Genomic DNA, 25,263 nt, shown 5'->3' with positions numbered 1-25,263 from the left:
GCCGCTCACCGTGCGGTCTGGACCAAGGGCGTGTCAATACGGCCGTCGGCCCGGGGCCGAAAGCCCTGAGCGATGTGGGGGCAGATGTCCGCATGGGGCGTACGCGGGGCAGGTCCGTACAAGGGCTTGCCCGCCGCACGGGACGGTTCTCCGCCCGATGCGTCAGAATTGGGGGCAGGGCCAGCGCACGCAATCCGAGGGGCACGAATGTCCGGACTGATCGATACCACGGAGATGTATCTCCGCACCATCCTCGAGCTGGAAGAGGAAGGCGTGGTCCCCATGCGCGCCCGCATCGCCGAGCGGCTCGACCAGAGCGGCCCGACGGTGAGCCAGACGGTGGCGCGGATGGAGCGGGACGGCCTGGTGGCCGTCGCCAGCGACCGGCACCTGGAGCTGACGGAGGAGGGGCGGCGGCTGGCGACGCGCGTGATGCGCAAGCACCGGCTCGCGGAGTGTCTGCTCGTCGACGTCATCGGCCTGGAGTGGGAGCAGGTGCATGCCGAGGCCTGCCGCTGGGAGCACGTGATGAGCGAGGCGGTGGAGCGGCGGGTACTGGAACTGCTGCGCCACCCGACCGAGTCGCCGTACGGGAATCCGATCCCGGGGCTGGAGGAGCTGGGGGAGAAGGCCGAGGCCGACCCGTTCCTGGCGGACGGCATGATCAGCCTGGCCGAGCTGGACCCGGGCACCGAGGGCAAGACCGTGGTCGTGCGCCGCATCGGCGAGCCGATCCAGACCGACGCCCAGCTGATGTACACGCTGCGCCGGGCGGGCGTCCAGCCCGGTTCGGTGGTGAGCGTGACCGAGTCCGCGGGCGGTGTGCTGGTCGGCAGTGGCGGGGAGGCCGCCGAGCTGGACGAGGAGGTCGCTTCGCACGTGTTCGTCGCGAAGCGCTGACCGTACGGTCCGCGGTATGGCCGAACGCTGCCGCTGATTGGCCCGAACGGGCCAGTCGGAGCCTGCGGGCCTGGTAGCAATCTGGTGTGGACGGTCCCGGCGCCTCACGGCGCCGGGACCGGTCCTCCCCTCATGACCTGGAGCCCCGAGCTCTCAAGGTCATCCCCTTCGGACCGTCTTCCCCGAGCGGCCCGCCTCCCTGTTGAAAGGATCTCCATCGGCAGCGGCGGCCAATCCTTGAGCAAGGTCACTCGAAAGAGCGGTGTTGTCGGCGAGACGCCCGTTTTCGAATGCGGGTTCGATAGTCTGGTCGGGAGCGAAGGGGGTGCATCTGCGGTGGTACAGCGCATCGATGTGACGGCGGCCGACGGCGTGCGCCTGGCCGCCTGGGAGTTCCGCGAGGCTACCGCGGAGCCCGCACGGCCCGGTGGACCCGCCCGGTCCGCAGGATCCGCGCAGTCCGGGGGACCGGACCGGTCCTCGCGGGCGGCGCAGCCGGCGGAGTCCGCGCGGGCCGTGGATCCGCAGCGGCCCGCGGTCCTGTTACTCCACGGCCTGATGGGCCGTGCCTTCCACTGGGCCGGGACGGCCCGCTGGCTCTCCGAGCACCGCCGGGTCGTGGCCCTGGACCAGCGCGGGCACGGCCAGAGCGACTGCCCCTCCACCGGCCCCTACACCCGCGAAGCCTTCGTGGCCGATGCCGAAGCCGCCGTCGAGCAGCTCGGCCTCGCCCCCGTGACCCTGATCGGCCACTCCATGGGCGCCCTCACCGCCTGGCAGCTCGCCGCCCGCCGCCCGGACCTGGTCGAAGCCCTCGTGATCTGCGACATGCGGGCCTCCGCGCTGGGCGCCGCCTCCCAGCAGGAGTGGGAGGAATGGTTCCACCGCTGGCCCCTGCCCTTCCCCACCCAGGACGCGGCCCGCCGCTGGTTCGGCGAGGACGACCCCCGGGTGGAGCGGCCCGACCCCGGCCGCGGTGCCTTCTTCGCCGAGGTCATGCACGAGGCCGCGGACGGCTGGCGCCCGCTGTTCTCCCGCCGCCAGATGCTGACGGCCCGGGAGACCTGGGTCCACGACGCGCACTGGGAGGAGCTGGCCCAGGTCCGCTGCCCCGCCCTGGTGGTCCGCGGGCTGGACGGGGAGCTGGGCCGGGCCGAGGCCCAGGAGATGGTCCGGGTCCTCCCGGCCGGGCGGTACGCGGAGATCCCCGACGCCGGCCACTACCTCCACTACGACCAGCCGGCCGCCTGGCGCGCGGTCCTCGAACCGTTCCTGGACGGCATCAGGGCAACCCGCAACTGACGCCCGCCGCGGCCCGCCGCAGCCCGGCCGAGCCGCCAACGGCCGGGCGCAGCAACACGCGTGGCCAGATGCCGGGTCGCGCCGGGCCCCTGCGGGGATCGGCGTCCGGAGACGGCCGCGCGCCCGTGCCGGGGGTCCGCTCGCGCAGCTTCGGCCGGGGGCGCACCCTGGAGGGAGGTGACCCCCCTGGAGGTGATGCACCATGTCCACGCTCGTCGGATGGCACGTGGATCTTGAGTTCACCGAGGAAGGCCACCGCACCAGTGCGGCGGCCCTGGTCAGGCTCGGGGACGGCTCCGAGATCAGGGCGCACGGCTATGCCCTGCGCCACCCCTCCGACCCGGAGCAGCTGAGGGTCGGCGAAGAGATCGCGGGCGCTCGCGCGCTCATGGATCTCGCTTCCCAGATGTTGCAGAAGGCCCACGCGGAGATCGACGAGGCGACGGGCCGGCACTCCTACCCGCTCAACCGCTGATCCCCCGACCGCCGCCCCACCGGGCTGCTTCCGGCCGTTTCGGCGAGGCCTCCCGGTGGGAAGGTGGCGGGCATGTTGCGAACGGTGCGTTGGATCGTCGTCGTAGTGGGTGCGGTCGTGGTCTTCGGGGTGAGTTACTGGTCGGGCCGGTGGGATCCCTTCGAGTGGGTGCCCGCCGAGGACGGTGCGGAGATAGCCGGTGCGTTCGCCGGGGCCATGACGGCCGTCGCACTGGCGGCGGGCGCCGCATGGGCGATGGCGACCCCGCCCGCCGCCCCTCCCGCCCCTGGCGCACGGTCCGCGAAGCAGAAGGCGAAGGCCACGCGGAAGGGGAAGGTCACGCAGATCGCCGGGGTCCCCGGCCCCGGCGCCGCCCCCGGAGACAGCGAGCAGAACGCGCGGGCGAGCCGGGAGGGGGAGATCCGGCAGACCCTGACGGGCGCCGCCCCCGGGAACAACGTGCAGGACGCCCGGGCGAGCCGGAACGCGACCGTCGAACAACAGGTGGGGGACCCCCCGGTCCCGGGACCCGGAACGGGCGCCCCGGGCGGGACGGGGCCCACCCCCTAGTGGGCGCCGAGCCGTCACCGAAGCGCCTCGACCGGCTGGACCAGCGGGCCCGCGCCGACCGCGGCGGCCGCATCACCCAGATCGGCCAGCAGATCGGCCGGGACCTCCACGTCTACGGGCCCGGCACCGGACCCGCCCCCACGGCCCTGTACGGGCTGCCGGACGCGCCCGTCGCCCTGGTCGGCCGGACCGAGCAGGTCGGGCTCCTCCTGCGCACCCTGGACCCGGCCGCCGCCGCGCCCGCCGCCGCGCCCGTCGCCGTCGTGGCCGGGCTGCCCGGCGTAGGCAAGAGCGCCCTCGCCCTGACGGTGGCCCAGCAGGCCATGCAGCGGGGCTGGTTCCCGGGCGGGGTGCTGTTCGTCCCGCTCAACGGCTACGCCCCGTCAGGGCAGGTGAGCCCCGGTCAGGCGGTGGCCGTGCTGCTGCGCGCCCTCGGCATCCGGGACGCCGACCTGCCCCCCACGTACGAGGAGCAGCTGGCCCTCTTCCGTTCCGAGCTGACGACCCGGGCCGCCGCCGGGCTGCCGGTGCTGATCGTCGCGGACGACGCGGGCGACGTGGCGCAGGTCCGGCCGCTGATCCCGCCGGGCGCGGGTGGGCACCGGCTGCTGGTGACCTCCCGGCACGGTCTGGTCGCCCCGGACTTCCCGGCCCGGCTGGTGGACCTGGACGAGCTGTCCGACGAGGCGGCCACCGAGCTGATCACCGGCACCCTGCTGCGGACCCGCCCCGCGGACCCGCGGCCGGAGCGCGACCGGGCCGCGCTCGCGGAGGCGGCGACCTACTGCGGGCGGCTCCCGCTGGCTCTGACCGTCGTCGCCGCCCGGCTGGCGGGCGATCCGGGGCTGTCCCCGACCACCCTGGCCGAGCAGCTCGCGGACACCCGTACGCGGCTGGCGGCCCTGCACTTCGAGGGCCCCCGGGGCGGGCTGCCGGTGGGGGTGCGGGCCGCGTTCGACCTGTCGTACCGGTGCCTGGGCCCGGACGAGGCCCGGCTGCTGCGGCTGCTGACGGTGAACCCGGGACCCGACTGCTCCACCGAGGCCGCCACCGTCCTGGACCGCGAGCCGGAGTGGGACACGCGCGTGCTGGTGGCCGGGCTGGGCGGCAGACGGATCAAGGGCGTACGGGAGCTGCTGGCCGCCCTGGCCACCGCCAGCCTGGTCACCGAGCAGCCCGTGGGCTCGGGGCGCTGGCGGATGCACGACCTGGTCCGGCTGTACGCGGCGGAGCAGGGGGAGGGGGAGCGGAGGGCCGACGGGAGGTCGGAGGCCTGGGACCGGTTGCTGGGGTACTACTGCGGAGCCTCCGACGAGGCGGTCTCGCGGCTCGGTCAGCGGGGTGGGAAGGCGGAGGCGCTGGCCTGGCTGGACCGGGAACGCCCCGTTCTCGTGGCCTCGATCGCCCTGGCCGAAGCCAAGGGCAGGCCGGAGCAGGTGCTCTCCCTCTCGACAGCCCTCCTGCCCTATCTGCACGACTGGTGGCACTTCGAGGAGGCGTTCGCCGTCAGCGAGCGGGCCCTGGCTGCTGCCCGCCTCCTCGGTGATCAGGTGTCCGCGAGCGTCCTGCTCCTCGAACTGGGCAGTCTCCACTACGAGTTCCGTCAGCACGAGCGGAGCGTCGTACGCCTCGAAGAGGCGGTTGCCGGCTTCCGGGAGTGCGGGGACACCGGCGGGGAGGGCCTGGCACTCCGCACGCTCGGTTCCACGCTCGCGGCGCAGGACCGCTGGGAGGAGGCGGTCACGACGATGGAGCGGGCCCTCGAACGCTTGAAGGGGCGTGGGGCCTCCGAAGTGAGCGCCCGGGTCAACCTCGGCCTCGCGCTGACCACTCTCGGCCGCTTCGACGAGGCCATCCGGGCACACGGGCAGGCAGCCGCGCTGTCCCGGGAGATCGGCGACGTCGAGGGCGAGGCCAATGCGTACCGCAATCTCGGCCTCTGCCTCCGCGCCATGGGGCGGCTGGATGCGGCGCGAGAGGCCGTGGAGCGGAGTGTGGGCATGTGGCGCGCACTGGATCACCGGCACAGCGAGGGGCTGGCCGTGTCGGCTCTGGCTCTCGTCCTGCGGGAGCAGAGAAGCTACGAGGAGGCCGCCGCCGCGTACCGGGAGGCAGCAGGGCTCCTCCTGGAGGCGGGTGACGACTACCGGGCGGAGATGGTCACCGAGGAACTCGAAGAGACCCTGGCGCTCGCCGCCGCCCGACCCGGACCCCCGTCCCGGGCCTGGCGGCGGCTGGTGCGGGCCCTCGCCGCCCCCTTCAGGAGGTCCGGCGGCGGAACAGCACCCCCGCCAGAGCCACCGCCAGGACGGTGACGGCTGCGGACCAGCCGAGCGCGACCCAGGGCGCGTTCCCGGCGGGCTGTGCCAGGAGCAGGGCGCGCAGGGACTCGATCACCGGGGTCAGCGGCTGGTGCTCGGCGAAGCCGTGCAGCCAGCCGGGCATGGTGTCGATGGGGACGAAGGCGCTGGAGGGGTAGGGCAGGAACATCATCAGGAAGGTGAACCCGCCCGCGGCCTCGGGGGTCTTGGCGAGCAGCCCGAGCGCGGCGGCCAGCCAGGAGATCGCCGTGATGTACGCGACGAGGAGCACCGCGGCGGCGAGGTAGCCGGCGCCGGAGGCCTGCGGGCGGAAGCCGATGGCGAGGGCGACGGCCAGGACCAGGGTGGTGGACACCAGGTTGCGCAGGACCGAGGCGGTCACGTGCCCGGCCAGGATGGGGACCCCGCCGACGTCCAGGGAGCGGAGGCGGTCGATCACCCCGTTGCGCATGTCGTCGGCGACGCTGACGGCGGTGCTCGCCGCGCCGAAGCCCGCGCACAGCAGCATCGCCCCCGGGACCACGTAGGTCACGTACGCCGTGCCCGTGTCGATGGCCCCGCCGAAGAAGTAGACGAAGATCAGCATCAGCATGACCGGCAGCATCAGGGCGGTGATCAGCGCGTCCGGCTGGCGGCGGCTGATGCGCAGGCTGCGTCCGGCGAGGGCGAGGGCGGCGGTGTTCATGCGGTGGCTCCCGTCAGGCTGAGGAACACGTCGTCGAGGGTGGCGGTGCGGATGGCGAAGCGGTCCACGTCGGTGCGGTGGGGGTCGAGTTCGTCGAGCAGGGCCCGGACGTGGACGGCCGTGCCGTCGGTGGGCAGGCCGAGGGTGAGTTCGTCCGGGGCGAGGTGCACGGCGCGCGGGGCGAGGGCCTCGTAGGCGTCCCGGGTGGCGAGGGTCAGGTCGAGGCGGTGTCCGGCGACGCGGGACTTGAGCGCGGCGGGGGTGCCCTCGGCGGCGATCCGCCCCCCGGCGAGGACGGCGACGCGGTCGGCGAGCTGGTCCGCCTCCTCCAGGTACTGGGTGGTGAGCAGCACGGTCGTGCCGTCGGCGCGCAGCTCCCGTACGAGGTCCCACAGGTTCTGGCGGCTGCGCGGGTCGAGGCCGGTGGTCGGCTCGTCCAGGAAGATCACCTCGGGCCGGGAGACGAGGCTCGCGGCGAGGTCGAGGCGGCGGCGCATGCCGCCCGAGTACGTCTTCGCGGTGCGGTCGGCGGCGTCGGCGAGCCCGAAGCGGTCGAGGAGTTCGGCGGCGCGGGTGCGGGCGGCGCGGGGGGAGAGCCCGGTGAGGCGGCCGGTCATGCGGAGCATCTCGGCGCCGGTCTGGAGGTCGTCGACGGCGGCGAACTGCCCGGTGAGGCTGATCCGTGCACGGACCCGGGAGCGTTCGGCGCTCACGTCGTGGCCGGCGACCCGGGCGGTGCCGGAGTCGGCGGCGGTGAGGGTGGCCAGGATCCGCACGGCGGTGGTCTTGCCCGCGCCGTTGGGGCCGAGCAGCGCCAGGACGGCGCCGCGCGGGACGGCGAGGTCGATGCCGTGCAGGACGCGGTGGTCGCCGTAGGACTTGGTCAGGCCGGTGGCGTGGATTCCGAGGTGGTCCGTGGTCATGGGGACCCGACTCCCTTCTGCGTATGTCGTACGCGCTTCTGTGTAAGTAATACACAGAACTAGGATGTGGGTCAACGACGATTGCAGGAGGGAGGGGGCGACGATGGGGAAGGAACCGCCGGGCGACACCGGACTTCCGGCGAGCCTGGAAATGGCCTGGGGCCTGCGCGAACGCCCCGGCAAGGGCCCGCGCCCCTCGCTGACGCTCCCCCGGATCGTGGACGCGGCCGTGGCGCTCGCCGCCGCCGAGGGCATGGAGGCCGTCTCCATGGGCCGGGTGGCCAAGGAGCTGGGCGTCTCCACGATGTCCCTCTACCGGTACGTCACGGCGAAGGAAGAGCTCTACATCCTGATGTCGGACGCGGGGGTCGGCGCCCCGCCGCCGCTGCCGCCCGAGGCGCAGGAATGGGACTGGCGGGAGCTGTTCGCGCACTGGGCGTACGGACAGCGGGCCGTCCTGATGGCCAACACCTGGATCCTGCGCATCCCGATCACCGCGGCGCCGGTCAGCCCGAACCAGCTCGCCTGGATGGAACGCGGTCTCGCCGCGCTCGCCGGAACGGGCCTGGACGAGGGTGAGAAGATCTCGGCGATCATCCTGGTCGGCGGGCTGGTGCGGAACGAGGCCACCATGGCCGCCGACATGACGGACGCCATCATCAAGTCCGGCGTCTCACCGGACCAGGTGATGGGCCAGTACGTACGCACGCTGCGCCTGATGACCCGCCCGGACACGCACCCGGCGGTGACGCGGCTGCTGGAGTCCGACGCGTTCACCGGCTCGGAGGAGCCGGACTTCCAGTTCAGCTTCGGCCTGACCCGCATCCTGGACGGCCTGGCCGACCTGATCAGCTCGCGCTGAGCCAGGTGGTGAGTCCCGCCCAGGTGGAAGCGTTCAGTGTCAGGACCGGGCCGCCTGTGACCTTGGAGTCACGGACGTGGATCTGGGTCGGGCCCTTGGCGACCTCGACGCAGGCGCCGCCTTCGCTACCGCTGTAGCTGGACTTGAACCACTTCGGTGCGGTCGTGGCGCTCATGTCTCTCCTAGCAGGTGGCCCAACAGGCCCTGCGTCTGCTCGGAGTTGAGGGCCTGAGTTCGCAGCATTGCATACTTGCGCGCGAGGATGCTGACCTCGCCTGCGTCCGAGATGAGCTGGCTGCCACGCTGGGATTCTGTGTACCCAAGGTGCTGGTGATCCGGGGTTTCCAGGAGGATGAACGGGCCGTCGAGAGCGGCGTGTGAGGTGCGGCCCAGGGGCATCACCTGGATGCTCACGTCAGGCAGTTCTGCGCAGACGCGCAAGTGCCTCAACTGCTCCGCGTGCACCTCGTCACCGCCGAGCTTGTCCCGCAGGACGGCCTCCGAGACGACGAAGCTCAGGGTCGGCGGGGTGGGTCGGCGCAGGATCTCCTGGCGGGCCATGCGTGAGGCGGTCAACGCCTCGATCTCCGACTCGGGGTGGGCCGGGACGCGGGAGACGAAGACGGCCCGGGCGTACCTCTCCGTCTGGAGCAGAACCGGCACGACCTGGTTGTCGAACCATGAGAGGGCGATCGCGGTGTACTCCAGGTTCATGTACTCCTCAGCCCACGGCGGGGTCGCGTCCATGGCGGGCATCTCGTGGGCAGCCACGGAGAGCAGCCCCGGCAGCCCCAGGCACCGGTCCATCAGCTCGGCGACGTTCGGCATCAGGGCGCGGCGGCCCTGTTCGATCGAGGCGATGCTCTCCGCGTCCAGGCGGACCAGCTCGCCGAGCTGTTTTTGGGTCAGGTTCTTGGCGACTCGGCCGGCGGCCACCTGCGCGCCGACCATCTTCATGGTCGTCGCGTTCGGCCGTGTGCGCTTCCTCGGTGGCATGACAGCGAACTCCCCGCCTGTGCACGTGGGCTACCCCGTACCGACCCGTACTCCTCCATGAGTACGGGTCGGCGCTCAGCCACACGCTAGTCACGCAACGCGACGATCGCCCTGTGAATGTGAATACTCAGGCGGCGCTCATGCGCGACCGCCTCTACCTGCGCTCGCCCCGAACCGTCGCAGCTGCGCGGCAGTTCACACGTGACACCTTGCACGCCTGGGGCGTGGACGCGCGCCGGGACGACATGTTGCTCTGCGTGAGCGAGCTGGCGACCAACGCCCTGCGCCACGGCACTCCGCCCGGCCGCGGCTACCTGCTGCGCCTCTTCGGCTTCGAGGACGCCACCGTCCGCATCGAAGTGCACGACAGCGGGCCCGGGCTGTCCAGGATCGCGGCCCGGGAATCCGGCGAGGGCGGGAGAGGGCTCGACCTCGTCGCCGCGCTCGCCGACGCCTGGGGCGTCCTGCCCCGCACACCGGGCAAAGTCGTGTGGTGCGAGTTCCGTTGAGCCGCTAGCTTCGGGCGTGTGGGTGTCGAGCAGCGGGCCAAGGCCGGCGGTCAGTCGCAGATCACACAGATCGCCGGGGACCAGTACGTGTACGAGGCCGGCGCCGGCCCGGGACCGGAGGCGCTCCTCGGCCTGCCCGACGCCCCCGCCGAGCTGGTCGGCCGCGAAGGCCCCGCCCGGGAACTGGTGGCGCTGCTCGCGGACGGCGGAGCCCCCGTGGCCGTCGTGTCCGGGCTCGCGGGGGTCGGCAAGAGCGCCCTGGCCGTGGCGACGGCACACCGGGCCGTGGAGCTGGGCTGGTTCGGGGACCGGGTCTTCTTCCTCTCCCTGCACGGCTACGCCCTCGACGGCAGGATGAGCGGGCCGCAGGCGGTGCAGGAACTGCTGGGACACCTGGGCGTCCGGGACACCGACCTCCCGGCCTCCCCGCACGGCCAAGTGGCCCTCTACCGGGCGCGGCTGGCCGCCTTCGCCCGGGCCGGGCAGCGGGTGCTGATCGTCGCGGACGACGCCGGTTCCGTCGCCCAGGTACGGGATCTCGTGCCGGCCGCGGCCACCCACCGGCTGCTGGTCACCTCCCGGCACCGGCTCGTCGCGCCCGGATTCGCGGCCCGCGTCGTCGCCCTGGACGAGCTGGAGGCGGAGCCCGCGGTCCGCCTCCTCACGGGCGCCCTGCTCCGCACCTGGCCCGACGACCCGAGGCCCGCGCAGGAGCCCGCAGCGCTGGAGGCCGTCGCCGAGGGCTGCGGCCGGCTGCCGCTCGCCCTCACGGTGGCCGGGGCGCTGCTGGCGGGCGATCCGGGACTGCCCGCGGGGGAGTTGGCGCGCCGGCTGGCCGACGCCCGCACCCGGCTGAAGGCGCTCACCTTCGACGGCGGCGACGGCGGGGTCCCGATCGGGGTCCGGGCCGCCTTCGGGCTCTCGTACGAGCGGCTCCCCGCCGGCCAGGCCAGGATCTTCCGGCTGCTCACGGTGAACCCCGGCCCGGACTGCTCCACCCCCTACGCGCACCTGCTCACCGGCGAGGCCGAGGGCCTGCGCTCCCAGCTGGCCGCCCTCGTACGGGCCAGCCTCCTCACCGAGCAGCCCGTGGGTTCGGGGCGCTGGCGGATGCACGACCTGGTCCGGCTGTACGCGCAGGAACGGGGCGAGGAGCGCGCGCAGGAGGACGGCCGGGAGGCGGCGGTCGACGCCCTCCTGGCGAGCCTCGTCCGCGACACCGCCACGGCGCAGCACGTCCTGGGGGTCGGCAGCCGGCCGGCCGAGGGTCCCGACCTGCCCTCGGTGACGGAGGCGCTGCACTGGCTCGATGCGGAGCGACCGCTGCTGGTCGCCTCCGTGGACCTCGCCGGCTCCGCAGGACGTCCGGAGGTCGCCAAGTCCCTGGGGCGGCTGCTGATGCCCTACCTCCAGCTCTACGGCCACCTGGACGAGTCCCTGACGCTCGCGCGCCGGCTGCTGCACCTGGCCCGGGAGACGGGCACCCGTGAGGACTTCGGCGCGGGGCTGTACAACCTGGCACTGGCCCTCGTCGACGCGCATGAGCTGGAAGAGGCGACCGAGAGGGTGACGCAGGCCCTCGCCGTGTTCCGCGAGGAGTCCCTGCGGATGGGCGAGGGCAAGGCGTTGAGCCTGCTGGCCGGCTTGTTCGAGCAACGACGCCGGTTCGAGGAGGCGGGCGAGGCGTACAACGACGCACTGGAGATCTTCCGCGAGCTCAAGATCCGGCACGCGGAGGGCACGACGCTGGCCGGACTCGGCGAAGTCCTGGAGAAGCTGGGCCGGACGGAGGAGGCCGTCGCCGTCTACCGGGAAGCCGTCGCGGCCATGGGGCAGGTCAACGACCGCCACCGGGAGTCGTCCGTGAGGGAGTCCCTCGGGGACGCGCTCTGGAAGGCCGGGCACCGCGAGGAGGCGCTCGCCGTACGCAAGCAGGCCCTGGCGGGGGTCCGGGAGCTGGGAAACCGCAAGAGGGAGGGCTGGTCCCTCAACGGACTCGGGCATCTCCTGCGGGACGACGGCCGGCCGCAGGAGGCGCAGGCCCACTACGAAGCGGCCCTCGCCCTGTTCCTGGCGGACGGTGACCGCGAGGGAGAGGGCGGGACACGGCACAACCTGGCGCAGGTCCACCTGGAGGCGGGGCGGCTGGACGAGGCCCTGGCGGATCAGGAACGGGCCTGCCAGCTCCTCGCGGGGACGGCGAACCCGGGCTACGAGGCCGTCACCGCAGTGGGGTTGGGGACCCTGCTGGAGCGTCTGCGCCGACCCGCCGACGCCGCAGCGTCCTGGGAGCGGGCGGCGGCGCTGTACGCCTCGGCGGGCAACACCCCGAAGGCGGCCCGCTGCCGTGAGGAAGCCGCCCGGCTGCGCGGGTGAGGCCCCGGATCCGGCGGGGCGCCGCGCCCGGCCGGATCCGTTCCCGGGTGCGCGGCCCCGCGTACGGGCGGGCCCGCTGGCCGGAGGTGTCGCCTCAGGCGGGCTGTTCCGGCGCGGAGGCCGTGATGACGGCGAAGGGGGCGCCCTGCGGGTCGGCGAGGACGGCCATGCGGCCCGCCGGCATGTCGAAGGCGGGGGCGAGGACGGAGCCTCCGGCGCGGGTGGCGGCGGCCTGGACGCTGTCGACGTCGTCCACGTGGAAGTACGCCAGCCAGTTCGGGGGCGTGCCGGGCGGCAGCTGGTCCAGGCTCATCATCCCGCCGACCGCGCGGCCGCCGACCTTGAACTCGATGTACCCCTCGGCGCCCTCCATCTCGGTGGGGGCGGTGGTGACGGGCAGCACGGCGGAGTAGAAGGCGGAGGCGGCGTCCGTGTCGCCGGTGCTCAGCTCGCTCCAGATCAGCGCGCCGTGCTCGTTGACGATGCCCGCACCGTCGAAGGTGCCCGCTTCCCACAGGCCGAAGACGGCGCCGGTCGGGTCGGCGACGACGGCCATCCGGCCGAGGTCCATGACGTCCATGGGGCCCATGAGGACCTGGCCGCGGGCGTCGGAGACGGACTTGAGGGTGGCGTCGATGGCGTCGGTGGCCAGGTACGTCGTCCACACGGTCGGCGGCATCGGGTCGGGGACGGTGCCGTCCGGGTTCATCGCCTTCATGATCCCGGCGACGGGCTTCCCCTTGAGGGTGCAGACGGAGTAGCCGCCCTGCTCCGCCGGGCCGATCTCGCCCTGCCAGCCGAAGAGGTCGCAGTAGAAGTCGAGGGCCGCCTGCTGGTCGGGGACCATGAGGTCGATCCAGCACGGGGTGCCGGGCTTGTACGGGCCGTTCATGTCGGGCACGGAGGCCTCCGGGGCAGGGATGGGGGTGGGACGGGCCGTCCCCTACCCGGCCCGGACGGCCCGAACCGGGCCGTCCGGGTGAACCGGAGGACGACGACCCCCGCCGGCGGGCGGGGTCAGCCCGTGCTGCTGCGGCGGCGGTGGCGCCCGGTACCGGCGACCAGCGCGGCGCCCAGGACCAGGGCCGTACCGGCGCCGCCGAGGGCCCAGCTGGTCGCGGGGTCGGCGCCGGTGGCGGCCAGCTCACCGCCGGTTCCCGTGCCGGGGGCCGGGGTGCCGGTGCCACCGTTCGGCTTCGGTCCGTCACCCCCGGCCGCGCCGGGCGTACTGCCGCCGGGGATCCCCACGCCGGGGATCCCCGCCCCGGGGGTCTCTCCGCCGGGGGTGCCTCCGCCGGGAGTTTCCCCGCCTGGGGTTTCGCTCCCGGGAGTCCCCCCGCCGGGGGTGCCTCCGCCGGGAGTCCCCCCGCCCGGGGTGCCTCCGCCGGGGATGCCTCCGCCGGGGATGCCTCCGCCGGGGATGCCTCCGCCGGGGGTGCCTCCGCCCGGGGTCCCGCCGCCCGGGGCAGGGGCCGGTTCCAGGAGGGTGGTCAGGTGGCGGGGTGAGCGGGAGCCGGCCCAGGGCGGGGGGGTTTCCGCGTCGACCTGGGAGGTGCCCCAGGCGAAGAAGGAGACCGCGCCGGTGGGGGCGTCGGCGGAGAAGCGGACGCGGACCGGGACGTCGAAGGCTTCACCGGCGGCGACCGGGCCGCCCGCGAGGCCGCCCGCGAAGAAGTGGCCGTCCTCGTCCGAGGTGATCTCGACGGACTGCCAGGCCGCGGGCCGGCCGTCCGCGCCCGGCCGCAGGACCTCGACCGTGATCTGCGAGGCACGCATGGAGACGAAGTCGGGCCGGGCCAGGACCAGTCCCAGGTCGAAGGCGGCCAGGTCCCCCTTCCCGGAGTTGTCCAACCGGACCGTGAGGTCCGTCCAGTCGCCGCCCGCCCTGACCGATTCCGGAACCCCGCTCACCGCCAGCGCGGGACCCTCGGTGAAGACCGGGTCCTCGTCGCCGCCGGGCGCCCCGGCGATCCTGGTCGCGTACGAGGACGTGGGCGAGGTGCCGGTGGAGTTGCCGACACGGCTCGTGCCGTCCGCCGTCAGGTCGAACGGCACGACGGGGGTGTGCGCGGCGAAGCTGATCCGGACGTCGATCGTCCGGACCCGGCCGGAGGGGACCGCGGCGGCGGCGCCGAGGGCGTAGCCCAGCGCGGGAGTCTCCTCGCCCTGCACCAGGGCGGCGGCCGTCCACGGGCCGCCCGCCGTGCGGTACTCGACCTCGATGTGCGCGGCCTCGAACCGTCCGGCCGCCTGCGAGACGCCGAGCACCGGGGTGTACCCCGGAACGGCCACGTGGCCCGAGTTGTCCACCGTCACGGTGAGCGGCGTCCAGCTGCCGTCGGCCTCGAAGCCGTCCGCGGGAATGCCCTGGACCGTGACCTCGGGCCCCATCAGGAGCCGGCCGGACCCGGTGTCCTGCCCGTCCCCGGCTGCCTCCGAGCCCTCCGCGGCCGCGACGGGTCCGGCCCCGGGCGCAGTCTGCGCCGCCCCGGCCCGTGCCGGTGCCTGGGCCGGGGCCTTCGCCCCGGGCACGGCGGGTACGGCCGGTGCAGCCACGGCCCGGACGGCGGCCTCCCGGTGGCCCGCGTCCTCCGGGCGGCCCGCGTCCTCCGGCCCCGGGGCCGGATCCGGAGCCGCCTTCCCCTCCGCCTTGGTCTTCCCTGCCGCGGGTGCCTTCGCCGGCGGCGTCCGCGGTGTCTCCGTCCGGTCCGGCGATCCGGCGCCGGACGCGGCGTCCGCGGGCACCGCGTCCGGCACGGTCACCGCCGGCTGGTCCTCGGCCACCGCCGGTGCGGCCATCAGGAGCGTCTGGCCGGCCACCGCTGCTGCTGCCACGACGGCCATGCGCTTGAACTGCATGCTCTTTACCTCCCCCGGATCCGGACAGCCGCCCGGATCCACCCCAAACCCCTTGGGAGGCGCCAAGGTTAGTGAGACGGGAGGTGCTTGCAGAGGGCTACGGGATTACGACATCCGTACGGACCCGACAGCAGCTGCGGGGGCCGCCCCCGGGAGGACGCGAGGGTTACGGGCAGAGCTGGCCCGGACGGGGGTTGCACTCGCCGGGATCCGGGTCGATCGGGCCGCCCGGCCGGTAGTTGGACCACCAGATCGGGTTGCCGCCGTAGTAGACGGCCATGTTGCCGCCGTTCTGGATCGCCAGGTGCGCACCCCAGCGGCGGTCGGTGGCGCTGTTCCACAGCGGACGCATGGCGGCGTCGTACGAGACGAGGTTGCCGTCGGCCTGCATGTAGAAGGTGTTCCCGTAGCCGTAGCTGCCGACCGCCGTCCAGATGGCCCGGCCCTGGTGGTAGAGCACCACGTGCCCGTCGGTCTGCTGCACGAGCATGGTCTGCCCGTCGGGCGAGTACCAGGCCTCGCCGCGGTTCAGCCCCGTGGTGCCGTGGATGATCGTCTCCGTGCTGTCCGCCGAGACGGTGACGCCGGGCCGGGCCGCGGCGGATGCGGCGGGTGCGGCGGCCTGGGCGGTACCCGCGCCGAGCGCGGTGGAGCCGAGGGCGAGGAAGGCGGAGGCGGCGAGGGCCGCTAATCGCAGGTGAGGGGTACGCATGGGTGCTCCTTGGGCCGGTGCGGTGATGGCAGCGGAAGCCTTGCAGCGGAATCCCCGGCGCAGAAGGGACGGAACCGGCCATCCCGCCGGGCCCGGACAGCGCGACGGCCCCCGGGGCGGGAGCGCCGGGGGCCGTCGGGTCGTGCGGGTCAGAGCTTCTCGGGCGTCCGGATCCCGAGGAGGGACATGCCCTTGCTGAGGGTGCGGGCCGTCAGCTCGCACAGGAACAGCCGGTTCTCGCCCACGACCCGCTCCGGCTCCGGCTTGATGACCGGGCACTGGTCGTAGAACGTCGTGAACAGCGAGGACAGCTGGTAGAGGTACGCGGCCAGCTTGTGCGGGGCGTGCTCCGCAGCCGCCTCGGCGATGAGCTCACCGAAGTGGTCCAGGTGCAGGCCGAGCGCGCGCTCGGCCGGAGCCAGCTCCAGCTCCGGATGGGCGGCCGGCTTGCGGTCGCCCGCCTTGCGCAGGATGGACCGGATCCGGGCGTACGCGTACTGGAGGTACACCGAGGTGTCGCCGTTCAGCGAGACCATCTGGTCCAGGTCGAACTTGTAGTCGCGGGCGGCCGACGTCGACAGGTCGGCGTACTTCACCGCGCCGATGCCCACGTGCCGGCCGTTCTCGACGATCTCCGCCTCGGTCAGGCCCACCTTCCCGGCCTTCTCGCGCACGACGGCCGTCGCCCGCTCCACGGCCTCGTCCAGCAGGTCCACCAGCCGCACCGTCTCGCCCTCACGGGTCTTGAACGGCTTGCCGTCCTTGCCGAGGACGGTGCCGAAGGCCAGCTGCACGGCCTTGACCTCGTCGTTCAGCCAGCCCGCCCGGCGCGCCGTCTCGAAGACCATCCTGAAGTGCAGGGACTGCCGCGCGTCGACCACGTAGATCAGCTCGGTCGCGCCCAGCTCGCCCACCCGGTTGCGGATCGCCGACAGGTCGGTCGCGGCGTAGCCGAAGCCACCGTCCGACTTCTGCACGATCAGCGGGGTCGGGTTGCCGTCCTGGCCCTTGACGTCGTCGAAGAACACGCACAGCGCGCCGTTGGAGCGGACGGCGACGCCCGACTTCTCCAGCAGCTCGCAGGTCTCGACGAGCATGTCGTTGTAGCCGGACTCGCCGACCACGTCCGGGTCCTGGATGTCCATGTCCAGCTTGTTGAAGACGGAGTAGAAGTAGATCTTCGACTCGTCCACGAACCGCTGCCACAGGGCGAGGGTCTCGGGCTCACCGGCCTGGAGGTCCACCACCCGGGCCCGGGCGCGCGTCTTGAACTCCTCGTCGGAGTCGAAGAGCGCCCGCGACGCCTTGTACAGGCGGTTCAGGTTGGACATGGCCTCCTCGCCGGAGACCTCACCGTCCGCCTTGTGGTCCAGCTCGTGCGGGTGCTCCAGCAGGTACTGGATGAGCATGCCGAACTGGGTGCCCCAGTCGCCGATGTGATGGCGGCGGATCACCTTCTCGCCCGTGAATTCGAGGATCTCGACCATCGCGGCGCCGATCACGGCGGACCGCAGGTGGCCGACGTGCATCTCCTTGGCCACGTTCGGCTGCGCGTAGTCGATCACCGTGGTGCCCGGGTTCGCCGCGAGCGGCACGCCGAGACGGTCGTCGCCGGCCCGCGCGGCCAGCGTCTCGATGATCGCCCGGTCGGCGACGGTGATGTTGAGGAAGCCGGGGCCCGATACCTCGATCTCCTTGATCACGTCGGTGTCGCCGCCCGTGGGGATGGACCCGACCACGGTCGTCGCGAGCTCCCGCGGGTTGGCCTTCGCCTTCTTCGCCAGGGCCAGGATCCCGTTGGCCTGGAAGTCGGCCCGGTCGCTTCGTCGCAGCAGCGGGTCGGCGGCACCGGCCTCCGGCAGGGCGGAGGCGAGGGCGTCCGCGACGCGCTGATCGACGGAAGAAGCGAGGGAAGGGACCGAGGCCATGAGCTGCCGTTCCTGTGAGGTTGTGCCGATGGGTGCACTTGGGTGTTCCGACAAGTGCCGAGTATCCCACGCGGGGACCGTCCGCTCCCCGGGATGAACGCGGCGCCGGGCAACCCCGGAGCGCCTTCTTCCGTCTGGGAGAATGGCTGAAGCCAGCATTCGAGATAGAAGGACGTGTCGTGGCTCAGAGCAGCACCGAGACCGACTGGGTCTCCCGTTTCGCGGACGAGGTCATCGCCGAGGCGGAGCGCCGAGCACCCGGCAAACCGGTCGTCGTCGCGTCCGGACTCTCGCCCTCCGGCCCGATCCACCTCGGCAATCTCCGCGAGGTCATGACCCCGCACCTGGTCGCCGACGAGATCCGCCGCCGCGGCATCGAGGTCCGCCACCTGATCTCGTGGGACGACTACGACCGCTACCGCAAGGTGCCCGCGGGCATCGCCGGGGTCACCGAGGCGTCCCACGCCCAGCACATCGGCCGCCCGCTGACCGCCGTGCCCGCCCCCGAGGGCTCCTCGTACCCGAACTGGGCCGAGCACTTCAAGGCCGCCATGGTGGAGGCGCTGGCCGAACTGGGCGTCGAGTACGACCCCATCAGCCAGACCGAGCAGTACACCTCCGGCGTGTACCGCGAGCAGGTCCTCCACGCGATGAAGCACCGCGGCGACATCGACGCCGTCCTCGACCAGTACCGCACCAAGCAGAAGCCGGGCGGCAAGAAGCCCCAGCAGAAGCAGGTCGATGAGGCCGAGCTGGAGGCCGCGGAGGGCTCCGGCGCCGCCGCCGAGGACGACGGCAGCAGCGCCGAGGGCGGCTACTTCCCGTACAAGCCGTACTGCGGCCAGTGCGGCAAGGACTTCACCAAGGTCACCTCGTACGACGACGAGACGACCGAGATGACCTACGTCTGCACCGAGGACGAGTTCACCGAGACGGTCAAGCTCAGCGAGTTCAACCGCGGCAAGCTGGTCTGGAAGGTCGACTGGCCGATGCGCTGGGCCTTCGAGGGCGTGGTCTTCGAGCCTTCCGGCGTCGACCACTCCTCGCCCGGCTCCTCCTTCCAGGTCGGCGGCCAGATCGTGCACATCTTCGGCGGCGAGCAGCCGATCGGACCGATGTACGCGTTCGTCGGCATCAGCGGCATGGCCAAGATGTCCTCCAGCAAGGGCGGCGTCCCCACCCCGGCCGACGCGCTGAAGATCATGGAGCCGCAGCTGCTGCGCTGGCTGTACGCGCGCCGCCGCCCGAACCAGTCCTTCAAGATCGCCTTCGACCAGGAGATCCAGCGGCTCTACGACGAGTGGGACAAGCTGGAGGCCAAGGTCGCCGACGGCTCCGTCCTGCCCGCCGACGCCGCCGCGCACACCCGCGCCGTGCGCACCGCCGCCGCCGAGCTGCCGCGCACTCCGCGGCCGATGCCGTACCGGACGCTCGCGTCCGTCGCCGACATCACCGCCGGCCACGACGAGCAGACCCTGCGCATCCTGAGCGACCTGGACCCGGAGCAGCCGCTCACCTCGCTCGACGCGGTACGGCCGCGCCTGGACCGCGCCGAGAACTGGATCACCACCCAGGTCCCGGCCGACCAGCGGACCCTCGTGCGCGAGGAGCCCGACGCGGAACTGCTGTCGTCCCTGGACGACGAGGGCCGCGCGTCCCTGCGGCTGCTGCTGGAGGGCCTGGACTCGCACTGGTCCCTCGACGGGCTGACCACCCTGGTCTACGGCGTGCCGAAGGTGATGGCCGGGCTGGAGCCCGACGCCAAGCCCACCCCGGAGCTCAAGGTCGCCCAGCGGACCTTCTTCGCGCTCCTCTACCGGCTCCTCGTGACCCGGGAGACCGGCCCCCGGCTGCCCACGCTGCTGCTGGCGGTGGGCGCGGACCGCGTGCGCAAGCTGCTGGCCGTCTGATCCGGCCCTACGGGCCGCGCAGCGAACGGAAGGGCCCGCACCCCTCGGGGTGCGGGCCCTTCCGCCTGCCTCGTGCTTGCCTTCCGCCTCGCCCGCCCCGTCCGGCCCGATCCGGGTCGGCCGGACGGCCGGCCGGTCCGGCTCAGGCGATGTGCTCGTTCTCCAGGTCCTTCTGGTACCGCTGCTTGAACGCCGGGATCATCCGGCGCAGCAGCGAACCGCTGCGCGGATGCGTCACGCCCCAGCCGTCCGAGAGGTGTATGTCCAGGGCCTCGGCCGTCGGGAAGTCGTTCTGCTCGTCGACCAGCGCACGGAACACCTTGTACGCGACCTCCGCGAACTCGGCCTCGTCCGGGCCGTCCGCCGGCTCGGACTCCGCCGGGGCCGCGTCCTGGCGGGAAGCCGGTATCGGCAGGTCGGGCAGGCGGCCCTGCTGCTCCTCCGGGCCCGCCGGGGGCATCACCGGGATCGGCTCCAGACCCTCGACGTACTGGGGGTTGTAGCCGCCCTCGTACGCCGCCTGCGGAGCCAGCGGCGCGGCGAACCAGGCGCTGTTGTGCGCCGCGGGCATAGCCGTGGGCTCCACCGCGAAGGGTGGCGGCGCATGGGTGACGGCCGGGACGCCCGCCTGAGCGGCGGCGGCGTCCGGCACGCCGGGCCCGTCCCCCGGGGCATGGCCGGCCTGCTGCTGCACGGGATGGCCGGGCTGCGCGGACCGGAGACCGGCCTCCGGGCCGCTCTGGCCGCCGCCCTGGCCGCCGCCCTGCGGGCCGCTCTGCGCGGCCGCCGCCTCCAGGGCCGGAGCCGGGGAAGCGGCCGCCGGGGGCAGCAGCGCCGGGTCGATGCCCGCCGCCGCCAGCCCCTCCGGGGCCGTCTGGGACAGCGGCACGCCGATCCGGGCCAGTCGCAGCGGCATCAGCGCCTCCACGGGAGCCTTGCGCCGCCAGGACCGCCCGTACCGGGCCTGCAGCCGCGCCTGGTAGATCAGCCGGTCCTGCTCCATGACGACCGCCTGCTCGTAGGAGCGCAGCTCCCACAGCTTCATCCGGCGCCACAGCTTGAACGTGGGCACCGGGGAGAGCAGCCAGCGCGTGATGCGCACGCCCTCCATGTGCCGGTCGGCGGTGATGTCCGCGATCCGGCCGACCGCGTGCCGGGCCGCTTCCACCGTCACCACGAACAGGATCGGGATGACGGCGTGCATGCCGACGCCCAGCGGGTCCGGCCACGCCGCCGCACCGTTGAACGCGATCGTCGCGGCCGTCAGCAGCCACGCCGTCTGGCGCAGCAGCGGGAAGGGGATCCGGATCCACGTCAGCAGCAGGTCCAGCGCCAGCAGGACGCAGATGCCCGCGTCGATGCCGATCGGGAACACCAGCGAGAAGCTGCCGAACCCTTTCTGCAGGGCGAGGGCGCGCACCGCGGAGTACGAGCCCGCGAAGCCGATACCGGCGATGACCACGGCTCCCGCGACCACGACGCCGATGAGTATCCGGTGCGTACGAGTCAGCTCCATCGCGGCCACGCGCGATCCCCTCCCCTTGTCGGGTCCTTACCGAGCCTTTACCGAGCTGCGGCAGGCACAGCGTACGGGTGACTGGATGTCAGCGCTCCGGTAGGCCCCCGGGTCCCGCCGGGACCCGCCGGCCGTCCTACTGCTGGGGCTGCGCCGACTGCTGCGGCGAGGCCTCCTGCGAAGGCTGCTGAGAGGCCTGCGCCTGGTTGGCCGTGTCGACCGAGGCGACGGCCTCCTTCGCCGCGGCGATCGCGTCCTGGAGCAGCTTCGCCTGGTCCGGGGCACCGGCACCCTCGTACGCGGCGCCGTTGTAGTCGAGCGTCACCACCACGTTCTGGTTGCGCGCCACGACCGTCGTGTTGAGGAAGTCGACGTCCTTCTTCACGCTGTACGTGACCGAGGTGCCCTGCTCGCCGATGCCGCCGGCCGGCTCGGCCTTGACGTTCTGCGCACCCTCGGACGCCTTCGCGACCTCGACCTGCTTGTTGTACTGCTCCTCGGCGCGCTTGCTCGCGGCGCCCAGCGAGGCGTGCGAGTCGTAACGGAAGAGGGAGAGCGAGAGCCAGCGGTACTGCGAGCCCTTCAGGCCGTCCTCGTCCAGACCGTTCCAGGAGCAGCTGGCCCGGCTGGCCAGGTCGTTCGACTTGGTGGCGGTACCGTTCTTGTCCTTGGCCTCCGGGACCAGCGACTCGATCGTCTTCGTCGCCACCGCCTTGCACGGGTCGGGCAGCGTGGCGAACGCCGCCTTCTCCAGCTCGGCCGACGGCTTCGCGCTCGGCTTGGCCGACGACGACGCGGCGGAATCGGACTTCTTGCCGCCGTCCGAGCCCGAGGCCTTGCCCGAATCGGAGGAGCACCCGGCGACGGTGAGGATCACCGGGACGGCTGCGCAGGCGAGAACGCGAGTGAGGCGGCGCGAGGCTGATCGGTGCATGTTTCCTTCAGTAGCTCAGTGGTCTTCTTCGGGCGCGAACCCGTGCAACGGTAGCCCGACCGGGTGACGGACTGCTGTGCGCGCCGTCACGCCCGGCCGCGGCGCGGCCGGTTCATTCGTTGAAACGCTGGACGAGCGCGCGCGCCAACTCCTGTGCGCTTTCCTGGGTTTCGGTGCTCGGCGGCACCGTTCCGGGCAGTGCGGGCTGCACGCTGTACTCGATGGTGACGATGACATTCGAGGTGCGGAACACAATCCGCACGGTCCGCGACTGGGCCGCGGTGGCCCCGGCGGGGCTCAGCTTGTCGTCGAGGAAGGCGTCGTTCCCCAGCCCCTCCAGAACCCGCGAGCCCAGCTCGGGCGGGGCGGACGGGCTGCCGCTCGGACTCGCGGCCGGAGTGCCGGACGGGCTGCCGCCGGGCGCCGGGGCCCCCGTAGCGGGGGTAGCCGGCGCGGGGGGAGCCGATGCGGGGGGAGGCGTACCGGTCCCTCCCGCGCTCGGTGTGGGGGTCGGGGTCGTCACGGGCCCGGGGAACGGCAGGTTCGCCTGCGTGAGCTGGCGGACGTACACCTGCCGCGCCTTGTCGTCGTCGCTGGCGACGGCCCGGTCGTACGAGACCACGCGCTCGAAGCCGACCGACAGCAGCCGGGCCCCTTCGGGCGTCTGCGCGGTCCAGCGGCAGCCCACGCGCCGGTCGCCGTCGAACGAGGCGTCGGCGGTGCCCGCGTACAGCTGCTCCAGCTGGTCCGCGGTGAGCGAGTCGTCGGCCGGGAGCATCGCCCTGACCCGCCTGGCGTCGGCGGCCTTGCAGGGCTGGGGCAGGCTGCGGTACTTCCCGGGCGGGGCCGGAGGCACGGCGGTGCTGCCGCCGGCCTTCGAGTCGCCGGTGCTCCCGGTGCCGCTCCCGCCGGTGCACGCGGCCAGACCGGCCGCACCGGCCAGGAGCGCGGTGAGCATCGCGATGCCTGGCAGGACTCCCCGTACCGCCTTGCGCTGCACGTCCCATGGCTCCCTTCGACCGGCCGGCTGCCCGCCGGTCAGGAAAATGCGTTGCCGCGACTCGGGCACGGCTGGACACAATGTCTATCGCACACGCTGGTGCTGGCGCCGGTCCTCTGTCGTATTTGGGACCAAGAGCGAGGCTTTTTGCGTATTGAGAATGTTCTTTGGTTTTCGGGGGATTGAGGGCGCATGTCGTATGTAGAGGTGCCGGGGGCGAAGGTCCCCATCCGGATGTGGACCGATCCGGCGTCGGTCGAGGCCGGCGCGATGCAGCAGCTGCACAACGTCGCCACCCTCCCGTGGATCAAGGGACTGGCCGTCATGCCCGACGTCCACTACGGCAAGGGCGCCACGGTCGGCTCGGTGATCGCCATGAAGGACGCGGTCTGCCCGGCGGCGGTGGGCGTGGACATCGGCTGCGGCATGTCGGCGGTGAAGACCTCCCTGACGGCGAACGACCTGCCGGGGGACCTGTCGAAGCTGCGGTCGAAGATCGAGCAGGCGATCCCGGTGGGCACGGGCCTCCACAAGGAGGCCGTGGACCCGGCCCTCCTGTACGGCTTCTCGGCCGAGGGCTACGGCGACCTCTGGAAGCGCTTCGACTACCTCACGGACGCGGTCAAGTTCCGGCGGGAGCGTGCCGCGAAGCAAATCGGAACGCTCGGATCCGGAAACCACTTCATCGAATTCTGTCTCGATGAGTCGGGTTCGGTCTGGCTGATGCTGCACTCCGGGTCCCGGAACATCGGCAACGAGCTTGCCGCGCACCACATCGACGTGGCTCGGGGCCTGTCCCACAACCAGAACCTGGTCGACCGCGACCTGGCGGTGTTCCTCGCGGCCACGCCCGAGATGGAGGCGTACCGAAACGATCTCTTCTGGGCGCAGGAGTACGCGAAGTACAACCGCGCGGCGATGATGAGCCTCTTCAAGGAGGTCGTCCGCAAGGAGTTCCGCAAGGCGAAGGTCTCCTTCGACCACGAGATCAGCTGCCACCACAACTACGTGGCGGAGGAGCGGTACGACGGCATGGACCTGCTGGTCACGCGCAAGGGTGCGATCCGTGCCGGCAGCGGTGACTACGGGATCATCCCGGGCTCCATGGGTACGGGCTCGTACATCGTGAAGGGCCTCGGCAACGAGAAGTCCTTCAACTCGGCCTCGCACGGCGCGGGCCGGAAGATGAGCCGCACGGCGGCGAAGAAGAAGTTCTCGGCGCGCGACCTGGCGGAGCAGACCAAGGGCGTGGAGTGCCGAAAGGACTCGGGCGTCGTGGACGAGATCCCGGGGGCGTACAAGTCGATCGAGCAGGTCATCGACCAGCAGACCGACCTGGTGCAGGTCGTGGCGAAGCTCAAGCAGGTCATCTGCGTGAAGGGCTGACCTCCGCACGCGATCGTCGGGGGACCGCAGGGGCCGGACCGGCCCCGCCCGGATCCTGCCGACCCGGTCCACGGTTCATCCCGCCCCGCCGAGCGCTTGCCCGGCGGGGCGAAGTCATGCGGAGGGCGTCTGCGATGAGCGGCTCCGGGGCCGGTGGTCGCGAGGCGGGGGTGGCGGGTCCGTTCGCAGGGCGACCCGGAACTCGCCCCAACTGCCTTGCTCCGCCGGTCGATCGGCTGTCAGCAGGCTGTGATCCAATGAGGTGATGGTATGGGATGAATGGGACAGCGCCAAGGCGGACGTGGCCGCCCAACGGAACGTCTCGATGCGACTCAACCAATTGCCGGGCGGGCCGGGGGGCGATGCACAGGCCGACCTTGTCGTGAACCAGGACGATCTCGATCCGAAGGAACCGGGACGGGATGGGACCCGTACTGACATCGGCCGGAACGGGGACGCCCGGTGAGCGTAGAGCCACGGGGCAGGTGGAATCCGGTGCTGGTGGGCGGGGTGGCCGTACTGGCGGGGCTGGTGGCCGGGTGCTCGGCGGCGACGGGGGGCGGGGAGCCGGCGGGGGACCGGTCGCCCAGGCAGTTGTCGCACTGGGTGGAGGGGGCCACCGTGGAGTCGGTGGCCGGGACGTTGCGGGTGGGGGTGCCCGGGGCGGCTACCGAGGTGAAGGCGGCGCATTGGGAGGGGCTGCAGGACGACAGTCTGATCCTGGCGTTCGTCCTTCCCTCCGGCGAGGTGGACGCGTTCGTGGCGCAGCTGGAGCCGGAGGAGCCGCTCCGTCTGAGGGAGCAGCCGTTCGCGCGCAACATGGACCCGACGGCGCCCTTCTCGCACCTGGGGGTGCCGGAGCCCGATCTGTTGGGGAAGGTGCGCGAGGGGCAGGTGTGCGCGCCGTGCGAGGGGGACCTCAACTGGCTGAAGGTCGCGGTGGCGCAGATCGACGACCGCACCAGCCGGGTCTACGTGCGCGGCGTCGACTGAGCCGGCGCCAGCAGCGGACCTGACCACCCTCGACGCCGCCGGGAAGGACGCCGAGGCGTGCGGGGTCAAGGCGCCGGCCACCTGGACGCACGACTTCACCAGCTGG

The 25,263-nt window shown here is 72.8% G+C and carries 22 protein-coding genes; 11 read left to right on the top strand and 11 right to left on the bottom strand.

Going from position 1 to position 25,263, the window contains the following annotated elements; genetic code table 11:
* The first annotated feature begins 207 nt into the window (after window positions 1-207).
* The 5 genes from ACFWUZ_RS23545 (at window position 208) to ACFWUZ_RS23525 (ending at window position 5,562) form a co-directional block, all read left to right on the top strand.
* On the top strand, window positions 208-900 hold the full coding sequence (locus ACFWUZ_RS23545; RefSeq protein WP_266935068.1) for a metal-dependent transcriptional regulator: 693 nt from the start codon (window positions 208-210) through the stop codon (window positions 898-900).
* Window positions 901-1,236: 336 nt separating this feature from the next.
* Window positions 1,237-2,202 carry an alpha/beta fold hydrolase gene (locus ACFWUZ_RS23540; RefSeq protein WP_384376141.1) on the top strand — a complete coding sequence of 322 codons (966 nt, stop codon included), beginning with the start codon at window positions 1,237-1,239 and terminating at the stop codon, window positions 2,200-2,202.
* Window positions 2,203-2,404: 202 nt separating this feature from the next.
* Entirely contained in the window at window positions 2,405-2,677 is a 273-nt protein-coding gene (locus ACFWUZ_RS23535) for a DUF1876 domain-containing protein (RefSeq protein WP_384376137.1), read from the top strand.
* A 72-nt stretch (window positions 2,678-2,749) separates the two neighbouring features.
* Window positions 2,750-3,247, top strand: a complete 498-nt coding sequence (locus ACFWUZ_RS23530; protein WP_384376134.1) for a hypothetical protein — start codon at window positions 2,750-2,752, stop codon at window positions 3,245-3,247.
* Window positions 3,247-5,562 carry a tetratricopeptide repeat protein gene (locus tag ACFWUZ_RS23525; protein WP_384376132.1) on the top strand — a complete coding sequence of 772 codons (2,316 nt, stop codon included), beginning with the start codon at window positions 3,247-3,249 and terminating at the stop codon, window positions 5,560-5,562. The genes ACFWUZ_RS23530 and ACFWUZ_RS23525 overlap by 1 nt, the downstream gene beginning before the upstream one ends.
* Here the strand turns inward: ACFWUZ_RS23525 and ACFWUZ_RS23520 are convergent.
* Both ACFWUZ_RS23520 and ACFWUZ_RS23515 read right to left on the bottom strand, forming a co-directional pair.
* Window positions 5,507-6,253, bottom strand: coding sequence for an ABC transporter permease (locus tag ACFWUZ_RS23520; RefSeq protein ID WP_384376129.1), 747 nt, complete (start codon window positions 6,251-6,253; stop codon window positions 5,507-5,509). The two genes, ACFWUZ_RS23525 and ACFWUZ_RS23520, sit on opposite strands and share 56 nt — an antisense overlap.
* Entirely contained in the window at window positions 6,250-7,176 is a 927-nt protein-coding gene (locus tag ACFWUZ_RS23515; RefSeq protein WP_384376126.1) for an ATP-binding cassette domain-containing protein, read from the bottom strand. The genes ACFWUZ_RS23520 and ACFWUZ_RS23515 overlap by 4 nt, the downstream gene beginning before the upstream one ends.
* A gap of 103 nt (window positions 7,177-7,279) precedes the next feature.
* On the opposite strand from ACFWUZ_RS23515, the gene ACFWUZ_RS23510 reads away from it, so the two are divergent.
* Window positions 7,280-8,038, top strand: a complete 759-nt coding sequence (locus ACFWUZ_RS23510) for a TetR/AcrR family transcriptional regulator (protein WP_384376123.1) — start codon at window positions 7,280-7,282, stop codon at window positions 8,036-8,038.
* Here the strand turns inward: ACFWUZ_RS23510 and ACFWUZ_RS23505 are convergent.
* Together ACFWUZ_RS23505 and ACFWUZ_RS23500 are read right to left on the bottom strand one after the other, a co-directional pair.
* Window positions 8,025-8,213, bottom strand: coding sequence for a DUF397 domain-containing protein (locus tag ACFWUZ_RS23505; RefSeq protein WP_384376120.1), 189 nt, complete (start codon window positions 8,211-8,213; stop codon window positions 8,025-8,027). The genes ACFWUZ_RS23510 and ACFWUZ_RS23505 overlap by 14 nt on opposite strands.
* Complete coding sequence (locus ACFWUZ_RS23500; RefSeq protein ID WP_384376117.1) at window positions 8,210-9,034, bottom strand: helix-turn-helix transcriptional regulator; 825 nt, start codon at window positions 9,032-9,034, stop codon at window positions 8,210-8,212. Before ACFWUZ_RS23500 ends, ACFWUZ_RS23505 begins: the two co-directional genes overlap by 4 nt.
* 113 nt (window positions 9,035-9,147) lie before the next feature.
* Between ACFWUZ_RS23500 and ACFWUZ_RS23495 the strand changes: the two genes are divergently transcribed.
* Window positions 9,148-9,543: an ATP-binding protein gene (locus tag ACFWUZ_RS23495; RefSeq protein ID WP_384376114.1), complete on the top strand. Its 396-nt coding sequence runs from the start codon at window positions 9,148-9,150 to the stop codon at window positions 9,541-9,543.
* A gap of 18 nt (window positions 9,544-9,561) precedes the next feature.
* Window positions 9,562-11,919 (top strand): tetratricopeptide repeat protein, encoded by a 2,358-nt coding sequence (locus tag ACFWUZ_RS23490; protein ID WP_384376110.1) that lies wholly within the window; start codon window positions 9,562-9,564, stop codon window positions 11,917-11,919.
* A 94-nt stretch (window positions 11,920-12,013) separates the two neighbouring features.
* Here the strand turns inward: ACFWUZ_RS23490 and ACFWUZ_RS23485 are convergent, their stop codons facing one another.
* The 4 genes from ACFWUZ_RS23485 to argS all read right to left on the bottom strand — a co-directional run bounded on the left by ACFWUZ_RS23485 (window position 12,014) and on the right by argS (window position 17,418).
* Window positions 12,014-12,811 carry a VOC family protein gene (locus ACFWUZ_RS23485; protein ID WP_384376201.1) on the bottom strand — a complete coding sequence of 266 codons (798 nt, stop codon included), beginning with the start codon at window positions 12,809-12,811 and terminating at the stop codon, window positions 12,014-12,016.
* A 125-nt stretch (window positions 12,812-12,936) separates the two neighbouring features.
* Window positions 12,937-14,778 (bottom strand): hypothetical protein, encoded by a 1,842-nt coding sequence (locus ACFWUZ_RS23480; protein ID WP_384376107.1) that lies wholly within the window; start codon window positions 14,776-14,778, stop codon window positions 12,937-12,939.
* A gap of 166 nt (window positions 14,779-14,944) precedes the next feature.
* Window positions 14,945-15,490 carry a hypothetical protein gene (locus tag ACFWUZ_RS23475; RefSeq protein WP_384376104.1) on the bottom strand — a complete coding sequence of 182 codons (546 nt, stop codon included), beginning with the start codon at window positions 15,488-15,490 and terminating at the stop codon, window positions 14,945-14,947.
* A 149-nt stretch (window positions 15,491-15,639) separates the two neighbouring features.
* Entirely contained in the window at window positions 15,640-17,418 is a 1,779-nt protein-coding gene (gene argS, locus ACFWUZ_RS23470) for an arginine--tRNA ligase (RefSeq protein ID WP_384376101.1), read from the bottom strand.
* Between the two features lie 179 nt (window positions 17,419-17,597).
* Here argS and lysS point away from each other — a divergent pair, with 179 nt between their 5' ends.
* Window positions 17,598-19,328: a lysine--tRNA ligase gene (gene lysS / locus ACFWUZ_RS23465; RefSeq protein WP_384376098.1), complete on the top strand. Its 1,731-nt coding sequence runs from the start codon at window positions 17,598-17,600 to the stop codon at window positions 19,326-19,328.
* A 142-nt stretch (window positions 19,329-19,470) separates the two neighbouring features.
* Here lysS and ACFWUZ_RS23460 read toward each other — a convergent pair whose 3' ends face one another.
* The 3 genes from ACFWUZ_RS23460 to ACFWUZ_RS23450 all read right to left on the bottom strand — a co-directional run bounded on the left by ACFWUZ_RS23460 (window position 19,471) and on the right by ACFWUZ_RS23450 (window position 22,778).
* Window positions 19,471-20,853, bottom strand: a complete 1,383-nt coding sequence (locus ACFWUZ_RS23460; protein ID WP_384376095.1) for a DUF2637 domain-containing protein — start codon at window positions 20,851-20,853, stop codon at window positions 19,471-19,473.
* A 127-nt stretch (window positions 20,854-20,980) separates the two neighbouring features.
* Window positions 20,981-21,778: a DUF3558 family protein gene (locus ACFWUZ_RS23455; RefSeq protein ID WP_384376092.1), complete on the bottom strand. Its 798-nt coding sequence runs from the start codon at window positions 21,776-21,778 to the stop codon at window positions 20,981-20,983.
* Between the two features lie 112 nt (window positions 21,779-21,890).
* Window positions 21,891-22,778, bottom strand: coding sequence for a hypothetical protein (locus ACFWUZ_RS23450; RefSeq protein WP_384376089.1), 888 nt, complete (start codon window positions 22,776-22,778; stop codon window positions 21,891-21,893).
* 192 nt (window positions 22,779-22,970) lie between these two features.
* Here ACFWUZ_RS23450 and ACFWUZ_RS23445 point away from each other — a divergent pair, with 192 nt between their 5' ends.
* Together ACFWUZ_RS23445 and ACFWUZ_RS23440 are read left to right on the top strand one after the other, a co-directional pair.
* Window positions 22,971-24,164 carry an RtcB family protein gene (locus ACFWUZ_RS23445; protein ID WP_384376086.1) on the top strand — a complete coding sequence of 398 codons (1,194 nt, stop codon included), beginning with the start codon at window positions 22,971-22,973 and terminating at the stop codon, window positions 24,162-24,164.
* 462 nt (window positions 24,165-24,626) lie between these two features.
* The gene (locus ACFWUZ_RS23440; protein WP_384376083.1) at window positions 24,627-25,157 is read left to right on the top strand and encodes a hypothetical protein; all 531 of its coding nucleotides are present in this window, start codon (window positions 24,627-24,629) and stop codon (window positions 25,155-25,157) included.
* Window positions 25,158-25,263 lie beyond the last annotated feature (106 nt).

Source organism: Streptomyces sp. NPDC058646, assembly GCF_042716875.1.
Classification (GTDB): Bacteria; Actinomycetota; Actinomycetes; order Streptomycetales; family Streptomycetaceae; genus Streptomyces.
This window is presented reverse-complemented; position numbering and strand designations above follow the sequence as displayed.